16 protein-coding genes are annotated in these 14,593 nt (G+C 67.8%); 6 read left to right on the forward strand and 10 right to left on the reverse strand.

The features are described 5' to 3' along the window. Window positions 1–94: 94 nt before the first annotated feature. From DM816_RS13830 to DM816_RS13840, 3 genes are all read left to right on the forward strand, one after another. The gene (locus DM816_RS13830) at window positions 95–847 is read left to right on the forward strand and encodes a GntR family transcriptional regulator (RefSeq protein ID WP_117210644.1); all 753 of its coding nucleotides are present in this window, start codon (window positions 95–97) and stop codon (window positions 845–847) included. 7 nt (window positions 848–854) lie between these two features. Then, window positions 855–2,042: a PTS transporter subunit EIIC gene (locus tag DM816_RS13835; protein WP_117210627.1), complete on the forward strand. Its 1,188-nt coding sequence runs from the start codon at window positions 855–857 to the stop codon at window positions 2,040–2,042. Between the two features lie 124 nt (window positions 2,043–2,166). Beyond that, a complete protein-coding gene (locus tag DM816_RS13840) occupies window positions 2,167–5,499 on the forward strand; it encodes a S8 family serine peptidase (RefSeq protein WP_117210628.1) in 3,333 nt (1,110 codons plus the stop codon). A gap of 24 nt (window positions 5,500–5,523) precedes the next feature. Here DM816_RS13840 and rdgB read toward each other — a convergent pair whose 3' ends face one another. Genes rdgB through murI form a run of 4 tightly spaced genes read right to left on the reverse strand, consistent with a single transcriptional unit; the run spans window position 5,524 to window position 8,484 of the window. Further along, entirely contained in the window at window positions 5,524–6,117 is a 594-nt protein-coding gene (gene rdgB / locus DM816_RS13845; protein WP_117210629.1) for an RdgB/HAM1 family non-canonical purine NTP pyrophosphatase, read from the reverse strand. Further along, a complete protein-coding gene (rph, locus tag DM816_RS13850) occupies window positions 6,114–6,890 on the reverse strand; it encodes a ribonuclease PH (protein ID WP_117210630.1) in 777 nt (258 codons plus the stop codon). The genes rdgB and rph overlap by 4 nt, the downstream gene beginning before the upstream one ends. 20 nt (window positions 6,891–6,910) lie before the next feature. Next, window positions 6,911–7,657, reverse strand: coding sequence for an MBL fold metallo-hydrolase (locus DM816_RS13855; protein ID WP_117210631.1), 747 nt, complete (start codon window positions 7,655–7,657; stop codon window positions 6,911–6,913). Continuing rightward, window positions 7,654–8,484 carry a glutamate racemase gene (murI, locus tag DM816_RS13860; protein WP_246001933.1) on the reverse strand — a complete coding sequence of 277 codons (831 nt, stop codon included), beginning with the start codon at window positions 8,482–8,484 and terminating at the stop codon, window positions 7,654–7,656. Before murI ends, DM816_RS13855 begins: the two co-directional genes overlap by 4 nt. 246 nt (window positions 8,485–8,730) lie before the next feature. Here murI and DM816_RS13865 point away from each other — a divergent pair, with 246 nt between their 5' ends. Next, window positions 8,731–9,033, forward strand: coding sequence for a hypothetical protein (locus DM816_RS13865; RefSeq protein WP_162907449.1), 303 nt, complete (start codon window positions 8,731–8,733; stop codon window positions 9,031–9,033). A 58-nt stretch (window positions 9,034–9,091) separates the two neighbouring features. On the opposite strand, the gene DM816_RS13870 is transcribed toward DM816_RS13865, so the two are convergent. Genes DM816_RS13870 through clpS form a run of 5 tightly spaced genes read right to left on the reverse strand, consistent with a single transcriptional unit; the run spans window position 9,092 to window position 11,707 of the window. Beyond that, window positions 9,092–10,042: a PLP-dependent cysteine synthase family protein gene (locus DM816_RS13870; protein WP_117210634.1), complete on the reverse strand. Its 951-nt coding sequence runs from the start codon at window positions 10,040–10,042 to the stop codon at window positions 9,092–9,094. Between the two features lie 5 nt (window positions 10,043–10,047). Beyond that, window positions 10,048–10,359 (reverse strand): MoaD/ThiS family protein, encoded by a 312-nt coding sequence (locus tag DM816_RS13875; protein ID WP_117210635.1) that lies wholly within the window; start codon window positions 10,357–10,359, stop codon window positions 10,048–10,050. 60 nt (window positions 10,360–10,419) lie between these two features. Further along, the gene (locus DM816_RS13880) at window positions 10,420–10,878 is read right to left on the reverse strand and encodes a M67 family metallopeptidase (protein WP_117210636.1); all 459 of its coding nucleotides are present in this window, start codon (window positions 10,876–10,878) and stop codon (window positions 10,420–10,422) included. A 10-nt stretch (window positions 10,879–10,888) separates the two neighbouring features. After that, window positions 10,889–11,389, reverse strand: coding sequence for a DUF2017 domain-containing protein (locus tag DM816_RS13885; protein WP_117210637.1), 501 nt, complete (start codon window positions 11,387–11,389; stop codon window positions 10,889–10,891). A gap of 9 nt (window positions 11,390–11,398) precedes the next feature. Further along, window positions 11,399–11,707 carry an ATP-dependent Clp protease adapter ClpS gene (gene clpS, locus DM816_RS13890; RefSeq protein ID WP_117210638.1) on the reverse strand — a complete coding sequence of 103 codons (309 nt, stop codon included), beginning with the start codon at window positions 11,705–11,707 and terminating at the stop codon, window positions 11,399–11,401. A 33-nt stretch (window positions 11,708–11,740) separates the two neighbouring features. Between clpS and DM816_RS13895 the strand changes: the two genes are divergently transcribed. After that, the gene (locus DM816_RS13895) at window positions 11,741–13,018 is read left to right on the forward strand and encodes a nicotinate phosphoribosyltransferase (RefSeq protein WP_162907450.1); all 1,278 of its coding nucleotides are present in this window, start codon (window positions 11,741–11,743) and stop codon (window positions 13,016–13,018) included. Window positions 13,019–13,020: 2 nt separating this feature from the next. Next, entirely contained in the window at window positions 13,021–13,572 is a 552-nt protein-coding gene (locus DM816_RS13900; protein WP_117210639.1) for a nicotinamidase, read from the forward strand. Between the two features lie 3 nt (window positions 13,573–13,575). Here DM816_RS13900 and DM816_RS13905 read toward each other — a convergent pair whose 3' ends face one another. Next, window positions 13,576–14,373, reverse strand: coding sequence for a DUF4232 domain-containing protein (locus tag DM816_RS13905; RefSeq protein WP_162907451.1), 798 nt, complete (start codon window positions 14,371–14,373; stop codon window positions 13,576–13,578). Between the last annotated feature and the right edge of the window lie 220 nt (window positions 14,374–14,593).

Consider the following 14,593-nt stretch of genomic DNA (forward strand, 5'->3'; position numbering starts at 1 on the left):
CCTCCGATCGGTGGATCGACTAGTAAACGTTGACAACAGTAAACCTCATCTGGTCTAGTCCGGCCTAGACATCCTGCACCCTAAAGTGAGCAACATGACCGAGCACAGCCCCCTCCTCTCCGGAGCTGCACCCAAGCACCTGCAGCTGCGGGAGATCCTGCTCGACCTCATCGCGACCGCGCAGGCCGAGGAGCCTATCCCGAGCGAGCGCGAATTGGCCATGCGCTACGGCGTGGCCCGGATGACCGTGCGCCAGGCGGTCGAGTCACTGGTCGCCGAGGGCCGGCTGTTCAAGGTCACGGGCAAGGGCACGTTCGTCGCCGGGCCCAAGGTCGACCTGCAGGCGCGCCTCACCTCCTTCAGCGAGGAGATGACCCGGCGCGGCATGCAGCCCAGCTCGACCGTGCTCGCGTTCACCCGCATGCGCGCCACCCCCCACCTCGCCCGTGAGCTCGCCTGCGAGGTCAACGACGACCTGGTACACCTCAAGCAGCTCCGGTTCGCCGACGACGTGCCCATGGCGGTCGAGCGGGCGTGGCTGCCGCACCGGCTCGTCCCCGGCCTCATCGACCGGCCCCCGCCCGAGTCGCTCTGCGAGACGCTGGCCCAGCGCTATGGGCTCGTGCCCGACTGGGGCGAGGACACCATCGAGGCGGGCGCGGCCGACCACGAGGTGGCCAGCTATCTGGGGGTGCGGCCGGGTGCACCCCAACTTCAGATCGAGCGGCACTCATACGCCGGGCAGACGCTCGTGTCCTATTCGGTGTCGTTCTACCGCGCGGATCGCTATAAGCTCTGGGTTCCGTTGGCACGGCCCCAGCCGCCGATCCACAATCCGCGTAGGTGAGCCACGCATGACGGGTCTCGGTGTCCTGCAACGCATTGGGCGTAGCTTGATGATGCCGATCGCCGTGCTGCCGGTCGCCGGGTTGTTCGTGCGCTTCGGCAGGCCCGACGTGGCGCTGTGGCTGGGCGCGGCGGGCGACAACCCCGTGTCACGCGTGCTGCTGGAGGCCGGCGAAGCCGTGTTCGACCACCTGCCACTGCTTTTCGCGGTCGGCGTGGCCATCGGCTTCGCCCGCAAGGCCGACGGCTCGACCGGCCTGGCCGCCGTGGTGGGTTATCTGGTGTTCCAGGCGGTCTACGACGTGCTCGCGTCCGCCTCGGGCTATCGGCTGCACGACGGCGGACTCGTCGAGATGGGCGTGCTGGGCGGGATTCTCATGGGCGTGACGACGGCCCTGCTGTTCGAGCGGTTCTCCCGCACCAAACTTCCCTCATACCTCGCGTTTTTCGGTGGCCGCCGGCTCGTGCCGATCGTGGCGGGCGTGGTCGGCGTGCTCAACGGTGTCGTGTTTGGACTGTTGTGGCCCGCGATCGGGCGGGGCTTCAACGCGATGGGCAATTGGATCGTCGCCAACGACACGTGGGGTGCGGGCGTTTACGGCGTGATAAACCGGCTTCTGGTACCCGTCGGGCTGCACCACATCCCGAATTCGTTTGCCTGGTTCACCTTCGGCGAATACCACGGCGCCCGGGGAGACGTGGGCCGGTTCTTCGCCGGCGACCCCACCGCGGGCGGGTTCATGACCGGCTTCTTCCCCATCATGATGTTCGCGCTGCCGGCCGCGTGCCTGGCGATCATCCAGACGGCGCGGCCCGAGCGGCGCAAGGCGATCGCGGGCATCATGGGCTCGGCCGCGCTCACGTCGTTCCTGACCGGTATCACCGAGCCGATCGAGTTCGCGTTCGTGTTCGTGGCGCCCGTGCTCTACGTGGTGCACGCCCTGCTGACGGGCGTGTCGATGGTCGTGATGAACGCGCTGGGCGCGCGCGACGGGTTCACCTTCTCGGCGGGCTTCACCGATTGGGCGCTCAACTTTCTGGGCAGCAATCACGAAAAGCCTTGGCTCGTCTGGGTCGTGGGGCCGGTGTTCGGGCTCGTGTACTACTTCCTCTTCCGCTTCATGATCCTCAGGTTCGACCTCAAGACGCCCGGACGCGAGTTTGACCCGCCCGAGCCCGCTCGCCCGGGAGCGTGACACCCACGCTGCCCTTCGCGGCCGGGCTGAGCTCGTGGTTATGAGAGTTTTATGAGCGCGAGAGAAGGGTGTCGTTCGGGCGGCGTCATGAGGGCGCCGCTACGACCGATTCCCGGAGGAACCCATGCGATTGCCCAACCGGAACCGCTCACGTGCGGTCCCGATGCTGGCCGTCTCGGTTGTCTCGGCAATGCTGCTGGCCGGTGCCGCCATCGCCACGGCAGCGTCGGCATCAGTTCCGTCCAATCCGGACAGCACGAAGGCGGCCCGGATCGTCACCCTGATCACCGGAGACCGGGTGGGCGTGTCGCCCTCCGGACGGGTCAGCATCCGGCGCGCCAAGGGCCGTGAGAGGGTCACCTTCCAGATGCGGGCGATCGGCGGGCACACCCATGTGGTCCCGGCGGATGCGGCCGGCCTCATCGCCCGCGGTGTGCTGGACTCCGCGCTGTTCGACGTGACCGGGCTGCTGGAGGCGGGATACGGCGACGCGGAACGCTCGGACCTGCCGGTCATCGTGCGGCAGGCGGGCGGGCGGGCTGCCGCCTCACGGATTCCCGGCGCGGACCTGGGCCGGGATCTGCCGGCGGTCAACGCCACCGCGATGCGCGTCGGCAAGAACAACCCGGCTTTCTGGGAGTACCTGACCGGAGCGCAGTCTGCGCCGGCGGCGCGCACCGGTAGCACGCCGCGGGTGTGGCTCAACCGGAAAATCAAGCCGCTGCTCGACGTGAGCGTGCCGCAGATCGGCGGGCCCGAAGCGTGGCAGGCCGGTTACACCGGCAAGGGCGTCGTCGCCGCAGTCCTTGACACCGGTGTCGACGCCGGCCACCCGGACCTGGCCGGCAAGATCGCCGATGCGCAGGACTTCACCATGGACGGCGATCTCGTCGACCGCGTGGGCCACGGCACCCACGTTGCCGCGACGATCGCCTCCGACAACGGCCGCTACCGGGGTGTCGCACCTGACGCCACCCTCGTGTCCGGAAAGGTATGCACCATAACCGACTGCTCGTTCGACGCGATCCTGGCCGGCATGCACTGGGCCGCTGCGGTCAAGCGCGCCAAGGTCGTCAACATGAGCCTCGGCGGTCCTGACACCCCGGAGGTGGACCTTCTGGAGGAGGCGGTCAACACCCTCACCGCGCAGTACGGCACGCTGTTCGTCATCGCCGCCGGCAACTCCGGCGCGAACGGGGAGTCGACCGTGGGCTCGCCGTCGACGGCCGACGAGGCGCTGTCGGTCGGCGCGGTCGACAAACAAGACGCGCTGGCAGTCTTTTCCAGCCGCGGCCCCCGCCAAGGCGACGACGCCATCAAGCCGGACGCCACGGCGCCCGGTGTGGCGATTGTGGCCGCCCGCGGCAAAGACGGCGTGATCGGTGACCCGGGCCAGAGCCACGTTGCGCTCGACGGTACCTCGATGGCGACCCCGCACATGGCCGGCGCCGCCGTGCTGCTGGCCCAGCAGCATCCTGATTGGACACCGCGACAGATCAAAGCCGTCCTCATGGGAGCCGCACAGCCGAAAAACGGGGTGAACGCCTACGATCAGGGTGCCGGCCGGGTCGACCTGAGGCGCGCCATCGGCCAAACCGTGACGGCGAGCCCGCCCAGCCTGTCGTTCGCGCGAGCCGAATGGCCGCACACGGATGACACACCGGAATCCAAAACGCTGACGTACCACAACAGCGGGAGCACCGACGTCACCTTGGACCTGGCGGTCACCGCCATCGGCCCCGGCGGCGCACCGGCTCCGGCGTCGATGTTCACCCTCAGCGCCCACCGGGTCACGATTCCCGCCGGCGGCAGCGCGACCGTGATCCTGACCGCGAACACCCGTGGCGACATGCCGGACGGCAACTACAGCGCCCACGTCACCGCGACGGGTCCGGGCACGCGTGTGGTCACGGCCACCGCCGTCGTCAGGGAAAGGGAAAGCTACACCATCACGTTCACGCTCACCGGCCGGGACGGACAGCCCGCACGCGAGCACAGCTCGCTGGCGATCGACTCGCACACCGGCCCCGTCAACCGGCGTTACTACGGCCAGTCCACCGGAAGCGTGCGCCTGCCCCGCGGCGACTACAGCCTGTCCGCCACGATGGCGGACGCTGACGGCAACGACTATCAGATAGTGCAGCCGATGCTTGCCCTCACTCGTGACACCACCATCGATTTCGACGCCCGCACGACGACCGCTTCACGCATCACCGTCGACCGCAAGGACGCCACGTCGGCATCGGCTTACGTCGGCTACCTCGTCGAGTACCCCGCGCCTGTCAACGGCTACCGAGGAATCCTGCTGGGCTCGGTCGTCGCCGACCTGAGCAAGTTCTACCGGGCGCAGATCGGCGGTGACGCGCCCCGCGAGCGTTTCGAGGACATGTTCCACGCCATCCTGGCCGACCCGTCCGCCGGCGGCTCCTACACCTACAACCTGGCCTGGTTCACGCCTGGGCGCGTGCTCACGGGGCCACGAGCCGTCCGCGACCGTGAGCTCGCCACGGTACACACCCGTTACCTCGCCCAGGGCACGGCCAAACCCGGGGAGACTGAAGTACACGCCATGTCGACCAGGCACCGTGGCGCGGGCACCGCCGACGCGCCCATCGCGCTTTCTCTGCCGGGGGAACGAACCCACCTGTTCAATGTGACCGACGGTGTCGCCTGGCAGCGGACGCTACAGGTCAACCCGAGAATCGAAGGGTCAAGCCTGGTGGTCGATGCGTCGATCACCGCCCCGTTCGTGACCGGCCTGCGGGCGGGCCACAGCTATCGGGAAACCTGGGGCGGCGCGACCGTCATCGGCCCGTCGCTACCGGGTCCGGCCGACCTGTACCCGAGCGCCGTGCAGACCACAGACGCGATCGTCGCCGACATCGGCCTGTACTCCGACAACCCGCAGCGCAGCGGATATTCCGCCCGTGACGCGGCCAGCACGGTCATCACCCGAGACGGCACGGTCATCTGCGAGGCGCAGCAGGCGGGCAGGTGTTATGCCCCGGCCGCACCCGCACCCGGGCGTTACCGGATGCGCACGGAATCCACCAGAAGCTGGACGGGAGCGTCCACAACGGTGAGCGCCGTATGGGAATGGACCTCGGACGGCACCCCGCCACCGGAGGGCGGGCGAACCCACCTGCCCATCCACGTCGTCCGATACACTCCCCGGCTGGACGACGAGGGAACCGCCACGTCCGGCTACCAGGTCGTCCCCGTCGCCGTTGCGCCCAATCCCGGCTCCGCCGCCGGGAAAATCACCGACTTGACCGTCGAAGTGTCCTATGACGACGGTCGGACCTGGGTCAGGGCGTCGGTGTGGCACCGGCACGGCACGGGTGTCATCCTGCTCAAGCACCCGCGCAGCGGCTACGTTTCGCTGCGCGCGAGCGCGGCGGACGACCGCGGCAACACCGTCCAGCAAACGATCATCCACGCGTATCGGATCCGGTAGCGGCTTTTCGAGCCGCCTGACGCACTACAAGGATTTGGCGATCACCGCGGCGAGCGCACGGAAGGCTTTGCCGCGGTGGCTGATGGCGTCCTTTTCAGACGGTGAAAGCTCGGCGTTGGAGCGGGTCTGGCCCTCGGCCAGGAAAATCGGATCGTACCCGAACCCGCCCTCGCCGCGCGGCGCCCGCAGCAGCATGCCCGGCATCGTGCCGTGCACGAGATGTTCTTTACCCTCAGGCAGGACGAGCGCCGCCGCGCATACGAACGAGGCCCCGCGATGCGCGTCCTCCACGTCGGACACCTGGGCCAGCACGAGCTCCAGGTTGGCCTGGTCGTCGCCGTGCCGCCCGCACCACCGCGCCGAAAACACGCCCGGCATGCCGTTGAGCGCGTCGACCGCAAGCCCCGAGTCGTCGGCGACCGTGGGCAGACCCGTGTATTTGACCCCCTCGCGCGCCTTGAGCAACGCGTTCTCCGCGAACGTCAGGCCGGTCTCGGGCGCCTCCGGATATTCCGGCACGTCGTCGAGCCCCACCAGCTCGACCTGTGCCAGGGGCACCAGGATCCGGCGCAGCTCTTCCAGCTTCTTCTTGTTGCGCGTGGCGAGCAGGAGCCTCATTTCCGGAACACCGCCAGGAGTCCCGCAGCGTCCAATGTGGGCAGTCCGAGCGCCTCGCGCTGCAGTGTGGTCAGCCGCTCGCACCCGGCGACACCCAGATCGAGCAGCGCGTTGAGCTGCGCCCGGTCGAAGATGCCGTCCTCCCCCGTCCCCTGCACCTCCACGAAGTCCCCGAGCCCGGTGCACACGATGTTCATATCCACCTGCGCCTTGACGTCCTCCTCGTAGCACAGGTCCAGCCGGGCCTCGCCGTCGACGATGCCCACACTGACCGCCGCCACCGACCGGTGCAGCGTGGTCTCCACGGTCTGCTTGCGGGTCAGCATGTTCTTGCCCGCCATCCAGCTCACGGCGTCGTGCAGGGCCACGTAGGCACCCGTGATCGCGGCCGTCCTCGTGCCCCCGTCGGCCTGCAGCACATCGCAGTCGATCACGATCGAGTTTTCCCCGATGGCCTTCAGCTCGATGCACGCCCGCAACGCGCGGCCGATGAGCCGCGAGATCTCATGCGTCCGCCCACCGATCTTGCCCTTGACGCTCTCGCGGTCCGAGCGGGTGGTCGTCGAGCGCGGGAGCATCGAATATTCCGCGGTCACCCAGCCATGCCCACTGCCCTTGCGCCACCTGGGCACGCCCTCGGTCACGCTCGCGGTGCACAGCACCCTGGTGTCGCCGAACTCCACCAGCACCGATCCCTCGGGGTGGCGGCTCCAGCCGCGCACGAGCTTCACCGGGCGGAGGTCTTCGGGATTGCGTTGGTCTGGACGCGCCATGCGCCACACCCTACCCGGAACTAGATTTCGTACCGGCACCCCGGGCGCACTACCTCCACCGGCCCGGAAAACGCCTCGGCCGCATGCTGGTAGGTTTCCGATTCCGACCCCCACGCGGCCACGAGATGCGTGAGCAACAGGCTGCTCACGCCCGCCTTCGTGGCCATCTCGCCCGCCTCACGCCCGGTCAGGTGCAGCCCCGGCGGGTTGTCCACGCCGTCGAGGTAGCTCGCCTCGCACAGGAACACGTCCGCGTTGTGCGCCAGGCGCAGCAGGGCATCGCACGGGGCCGTGTCCCCCGAGTACGCCAGCACCCTGCCGCTGTGCTCGATGCGCACGCCATAGGTCTCGACCGGGTGCACCACGCGGTCGACGGCCACATGGAACGGCCCGATCGGGAAACTGCCCGGCTGAAGCGCGTAAAACGTGTAGACGTCGTCGAGCGGCCCCTCGTCGAGGCTGTAGGCGGCCGCGATCCGCTCCGGCGCGCCCGCCGGCGCGTAGACCGGGATCGGCGGCAACGGCCCGTCCGGCCCGTATCTGCGCACCACCACATAGGTCGCGGCGTCCGCCATGTGATCACAGTGCAGGTGGCTCAGCACGATCGCGTCGATCGACTTGAGGCTGGCATAGCGCTGCAGCGCCGACATCGCCCCGGATCCGAAGTCGAGCAGCAGCCGGAACCCCTCGGCCTCCACGAGGTAGGCCGAGCACGCCGACTCCGGGCCGGGAAAGCTCCCGGCGCACCCCAGAACCGTGAGTCTCATACGGCGGCCCCGCTGGTCAGATGCACCTCACCGAGGAATCGTCCGGCCAGTCGCCGGAAGATCTCCTGATCGCCCGTCGTGCGCAGTTCGTGCCTCGGTGGGTCGGCAGACAGTCGAAGCAGGTCCTTTTCGACCAGCGTCCGATAGACGTCACGCGCGGTCTCGTCCGCACTGGACACCAACGTCACCTGCTCTCCCATCACCAGGCTGATCACACCGGTCAGCAGCGGATAGTGGGTGCAACCGAGCACCAGCGTGTCCACCTCGGCCCGTTGCAACGGTTCGAGGTAGCCACTCGCCAGTCCCAGAAGCGCTCTCCCAGAGGTAATCCCCCGCTCGACGAACTCGGCAAACTGCGGGCATGCCACCGCGGTCACGGTCAGGTCTGGCGCAGCGGCGAAGGAATCCTGGTAAGCACCTGAGGCGATGGTGGCCCTGGTGCCGATGACGCCGACCCGGCGGTTGCGGGTCGCGGCGACGGCGCGGCGGACGGCCGGCCGGATCACCTCGATCACGGGGATCCGGTAACGCTCGCGGGCGTCGTGCAGGCACGCGGCGGCGGCCGAGTTGCACGCGATCACGAGCACCTTGACGCCGCGCTCGACGAGCTCGTCGAGGCACCTGAGCGCGTAGGCGCGCACGTCGGCGATCGGCTTGGGCCCGTATGGCATGTGGGCCGTGTCGCCGAGATAGATGATCTGCTCGTTGGGCAGCTGGTCCAGGATGGCGCGGGCCACCGTGAGCCCGCCGACCCCCGAGTCGAAGATCCCGACCGGCCGGGCAGAGCGCCCGCCTCGGGAAACCGCTAAGGAATCGTCGGCCGTCACGCTGCGCAGCCTACTTGGCCAACCCCCTGTCCGGCGAAGGATCAGGTCATACATGTCACCAACGCGACAGCGTCACGGGGTCACGGTGCGTGCGTTACACAGAGTGTGACGCACGTGCACAGTCCGTCCAAGTCAACGGACGAAACCACGCAAGAGGGAGTCCCCCACGCGCGGACGGCCGCCGAGCCGACCACCGCCGCCGCGCCGCCGGCCCCTCTTGCGCAACGCCTGATCAGGGGGATGCGGATGCGTTTCCGGCTGCACACCGACGAGCACGCCCCGCCCGGCAGCGGCCGCCTGCTCGGGCTGACCCTCATCGCCGCGGTCTGCGTCTTCGTGGGCCTGATTCCGGCGGTCCGCCTGGCGGCCTCCATCGCCATCGATGGACCGTGGTGGTACCCGATGCTGACCGTGACCCTGGGCGTGATCGGCTGCGGTCTCATCGTGGCCGCCTTCGCCGCGATTCACCGTGCCCTTTTGCCTTGGTACCTCGTGGGCGTCGCAGTGCTTCTGCTAGCCGCCAACGTGGCACTGGTCTACGTGGTCTAGGCCGCATCCCGTTGTGGCTCCCCGGGTTCAACGCCTCGCGATGAACCCGGGGAAGCGGCTAAGCCCACAGTTGGCCCTCCAAAGAGGACTCGGCGTCGGCCAGGGTGCCCGTGTAGGCCCCGGTGGACAGGTATTTCCAGCCCGCGTCGGCCACCAGGAAGGCCACGTCGGCCGCGCGCCCCTCGCGCACCGCCTCGTGCGCCATGGCGAGCGCGGCATGGAACACCGCGCCCGTCGAGAAGCCCACGAACAGCCCCTCGACCTCGACCAGCTGGCGCGTGCGCAGCACGGCGTCGCGCGTGCCCACCGAGAACCGCCGGCTCAGCACGCTCGCGTCGTAGAGCTCCGGCACGTAACCCTCGTCGATATTGCGCAGCCCGTAGACCAGCTCGCCGTAGCGCGGCTCGGCCGCCACGATCTGGATGTCGGGGTTCTTCTCCCGCAGGTATCGGCCGGTGCCCATGAGCGTGCCCGTCGTACCCAACCCGGCCACGAAGTGCGTGATGGTCGGCAGGTCGCGCAGCAGCTCCGGCCCCGTGGTCTCGTAGTGCGCCCGCGCGTTGGCCTCGTTGCCGTATTGGTAGAGCATGACCCAGTCGGGATGCTCGGTGGCGATCTGCTTCGCGGTCGCGACTGCCTGGTTGGACCCACCGGCCGCGGGCGAAAAAATGATCTCGGCACCGTACATGCGCAGCAGCTGGACCCGTTCGCTGGACACGTTTTCCGGCATGACGCACACCAGCCGATAACCGCGCAGCTTCGCGACCATCGCCAGCGCGATGCCCGTGTTGCCGCTCGTCGGCTCAAGAATCGTGGCACCCGGCTTCAGCCGGCCGTGCTCTTCCGCGGTGCGCACCATATACAGCGCCGCACGATCTTTGACCGAGCCTGTCGGGTTGCGGTCTTCGAGCTTGGCCCAGATCCTCACCTTTTCCGAAGGCGAGAGTCTGGGCAGCCCGATCAGCGGCGTGTTGCCGCACGTGTCCAAAAGCGACTCAAAGCGAGCCATGGCGGTTATCCCCGAAGCGCGGAAGCCGCGGCGAACCCGAACGCGCCACCGGCCACGGCGGGCAGGATGGTCACCGTGTCGCCGTCGTTGACCTTCGCGTCCAGCGAGCCCTGGAAGCGCACGTCTTCGTCGTTGATGTAGATGTTGACGAAGCGGTGCAGCCCACCCTCCGGCGTGACCAGGCGCTGCTTGAGCCCGGGGTGCTGGGCGTCGAGGTTGTCCAGCAGCTGCAGCAGGGTGTCACCCGAGCCGGAGACCGCCTTCGCGCCGCCGGTGTGGGAACGCAGGATCGTCGGGATGCGAACATCGATAGCCATGATTATCAGACTCCTAAGGAAGAACGAGAATGGGTTAACGGATGCCAGGGCGAGTTCGAGCTAGGCCTGACACTCGTAGTCAACGCTGTTTGGGGTCTGCCCAAACATGTATGACTGCACGGCGTTAACCGGCTCTTCCTTAACCACGCCGTCCAGAATACGGAACGACCTAATCTCGGTCGAATCAGGCTCACGGGTTGAGACGAGAACGTAGTGCGCGTTGGGCTCCCCCGCGTAGGCCACATCGGTGCGGCTCGGGTAGGCCTCGGTCGCGGTATGCGAGTGATAAATGACGATGGGCTCCTCGTCCCGGTCGTCCATCTCGCGCCACACGCGCAGCTGCTCCATCGAGTCGAACTGGTAGAAGGTCATGGAACGCGCGGCATTGTCCATCGGGATGTGCCGGGTCGGCGTGTCCGAGCCGATCGGTCCGGCGACCACACCGCACGCCTCGTCCGGGTGGTCCCGGCGAGCGTGAGCGACGATCGCGTCCAGGATCGCCTGTTGAATGGTCAACACATGCGCGATCCTACGCGGTGTGCGCGGCCAACAGGGAATCTTGCAAATATCCCAGATATGAGTAGACGCTGAGCTGAAACACCCTGGCCGAGCTCGGATCCTCGGCGATGGCGTGATCAAGCTCTCGTTCCAGGTCGGTGTCGTCGGTGATCTCCAGCCGGATGCCCAGCGCCAGGCGGGCATCGTTGAGCGCGCGCAGCCACGCCTCGGCCGCCTCGGGGTCGAGCCGCACCTCGCCCTCGCCGTCCTCGGGCAGGCCGGCCAGGATCGCGCCCGCCTGATCGATTTTCGAGGTCTTGAGGTCGCCCTCGGTGAACCGGCGGAACTCGGCCGACTCGCGGGGCAGGTCCGGGTACACATCGGGAAAAAGACGGCCCACGACCGGGTCCTCATGGTCGAAGCCCTCGGTGAGCAGCCCGACGACCTCCTCGGCCACCTTGCGCAGTACTCTGACCTCGTCTTCGCGGAACGTGGCCACACAAAGCCCATTGCGCCGCTTAAACAAGGTCATGGATAAGCCTCACTGCTTGTTCACCGTCGCCCACAACCCGTAGGAGTGCAGGCGCGATGCGTCGTATTCCATCCGCTCGCGGGCCCCGCTGCTCACGACGGCCTTGCCCTTGTTATGCACGTCGAGCATCAACAGCTCCGCTTTGTCCCTGCTGTAACCGAACAGCTGTTGGAACACCCAAGTCACATAACTCATCAGGTTCACCGGATCGTTGTGCACGATGGTGACCCAGGGCCGGGCGAAGTCCGACTCCTCGTCGATCTCCGGACGCACCTTCTCAAGCGGCGCGGTATGCGGGGCGGCGGTCACGCGTCCCATAGTAATGACACTCGGGCCGCATAAGCTGTCCTCGTGTTGGGATCTCCGGGGCTTTTGACCGACCACTACGAACTGACGATGATCGGTGCCGCGCTGCGCGACGGGACGGCCGCCCGCAGCTGCGTGTTCGAGGTCTTCGCGCGGCGACTTCCCCCAGGTCGGCGCTACGGCGTGGTGGCCGGGACGGGCCGACTGCTCGATCTTTTGGACGACTTCCGGTTCGACGCGGATGAGATCGGTTTTCTGGCGGGAACCAAGGTGATCAATGAAGAGACCGCCCGTTGGTTGGAATCATTCAAATTTAAAGGCGATATTTGGGGGTACCGCGAAGGGGAGCTCTATTTCCCCAACTCCCCGATATTGACCGTTCAAGGATCCTTCGCCGAGTGCGTGGTGCTCGAAACGCTGGTGCTGTCCGTGCTCAACCACGACTCGGCGATCGCCGCGGCGGCCGCGCGCATGGTCACGGCCGCCAAGGGACGCCCGCTGATCGAGATGGGCTCGCGCCGCACGCACGAGCAGGCGGCCGTCGCCGCCGCGCGCGCGGCCTATCTGGCCGGGTTCGCGTCGACCTCCAACCTCGCGGCCGGCATGCGCTACGGCATCCCGACCGCGGGCACGGCCGCGCACGCCTACACGCTCCTGCATGACGACGAGCAAGCGGCCTTCGCCTCGCAACTGCTCACGCTCGGGCATGACACCACGCTGCTCGTCGACACCTACGACATCACGCAGGGCATCCGCAACGCCATCGAGGTGGCGGGGCCCCGCCTGCGCGCCATCCGCATCGACTCCGGCGACCTGTCGGTCCTCGCCGCGCAATCCCGCGCGCTGCTCGACGAGCTCGGTGCGCCCGACGTCAAAATCGTGGTCTCCGGCGATCTCGACGAATACTCGATCGCCGCGCTGCGCGCCGAGCCCGTCGACGCCTACGGAGCGGGCACAGCGGTCGTCACCGGCTCGGGCGCACCCACCGCGGGCCTGGTCTACAAACTGGTCGAGGTCGATGGCCGCCCCGTCGTCAAGCGCTCAGAAAACAAGCGCACCATCGGCGGCCGCAAGACGGCCATCCGCCGGCACAAGCCCACCGGCACCGCCATCGAAGAAGTCGTCGCCTCGCAGCACACCCCTTCCCGCCAGCCCAACGACCGCCTGCTCCAGCACCGGTTCGTCATCGACGGGGCACGCGTGCCCGACCTGCCCACCCTCAACGAATCGCGCGCGCACCTACGCGAGTGCCTCATCTCCATCCCCTGGGAGGGGCTTAAACTATCCCAAGGGGATCCCGCGATCCCAGTGATACAGGAGTAGCCATGGCACGCGCACTCATCATCATCGACGTCCAAAACGACTTCTGCGAGGGCGGTTCGCTCCCCGTCACCGGCGGCTCGGCCGTCGCGGCCGGGATCAGCGCCACCCTCTCGACCACCCACTGGGACCACGTGGTGGCCACCAAGGACTACCATGTCGACCCGGGCCCGCATTTCGGCAACCCACCAGACTATGTGGACACTTGGCCCGTCCACTGCGTGGCCGGCACGCCGGGCGCCGACTTCCACCCCGACCTCGACACCGACAAAATCGAGGCGGTCTTCCTCAAAGGCGCCGACAAGGCGGCCTACTCCGGCTTCGAAGGCACCACCGGCAGCATCGGCCTAGCCGCCTGGCTGCGCATGCACGACGTCGACTCCGTCGACATCGTGGGCATCGCCACCGACCACTGTGTGCGCGCCACGGCCATCGACGCCGCCCGCGAGGGCTTCCACACCAAGGTCCTGCTCGACCTCACAGCGGGCGTCGCACCCGGCACCACCGAGCGGGCCGTCGCCGAAATGCGCGCCGCGGGCGTCGCCATCGACCAGTAGCCGTCAACCATCCCGTTTGGACACATTGAGCACGGTCGTGCTGGACACCCGCGACCCGCCCTCAACCATCCAATACAGCACCGTCCGGCCCTCCGGAAACCCTTCGGGGATAAAGACTTTCATCTGGTACCGGCCCTTCGCCCGCGGGCCGATGACGTTCACCGCGCAGTTCAGCTGGTACGTGCCTCGCACCGACACTTGAAGCTCATCCAGCTTGCGCTCGTCGAACCCTTCTTCTGGCGTCAGAATCTGCGTGAACACCGGGCACGGGTCCAACCGCGCCGTGGACCGCGTAACGTTCACCAACTCCAGCACATACGTCAGCTCCGTGCCCACCTCGGCCCACGACGGCGCCTGCAACCGGGCCTCCAGCGGCCACAGCGGCTCCGCCACGTTGACCACCGGCTCCCACCCGCTCACCCGCAACGGACACGACCCACGCAGCCACGCGTTGCGCGCCACCACATGAAACCCATTGTCCAGCAACAATTCCGCGCCGTGATACGTCACCTCCGGCCCGCTGCACCCCTGCGACCGGGTCCGCAGAACCACCTTCGCCGGCTCCGCCGGCTCGATGGTGACGTGCACATCCTTCCCCTGCTCCGCCGGGATCGCCACCTCCCCGATCGGCTTGCCATCCCGATCCAGCCCTTGCGCCTTCGGATATCCGGCCAGCGTGCACGGCGCCGCCCCCACATTGCGCACCAGCATCGCAAAGCCGTTGGACTCCTTCTCCGCGAAGGTATCGCCGCCCTCAGGCCACAATGACTCCAAATCCTTTGCCGTGCACGGCGTTGTCACCGCCCGAGGCTCCGGCCTGACCTTCAACGACGGACTCGGCGGCGCCACCGGCTGCTCCACCCATGGCACCGGTTCGGCGGGCCCTCCGCAGCCGCTGATAAGCAACCCCGCGACCATCAACACCTTTGCCGCGCGCCCAGCCACCACTCCACCTTAGTTCCCGCTCCACCCCGACGCTGCACGCCCCATACCCATCCCACCCCTCCCCCATACCGCCACC

It is taken from the genome of Allorhizocola rhizosphaerae, from assembly GCF_003426775.1.
Taxonomy (GTDB): domain Bacteria; phylum Actinomycetota; class Actinomycetes; order Mycobacteriales; family Micromonosporaceae; genus Allorhizocola; species Allorhizocola rhizosphaerae.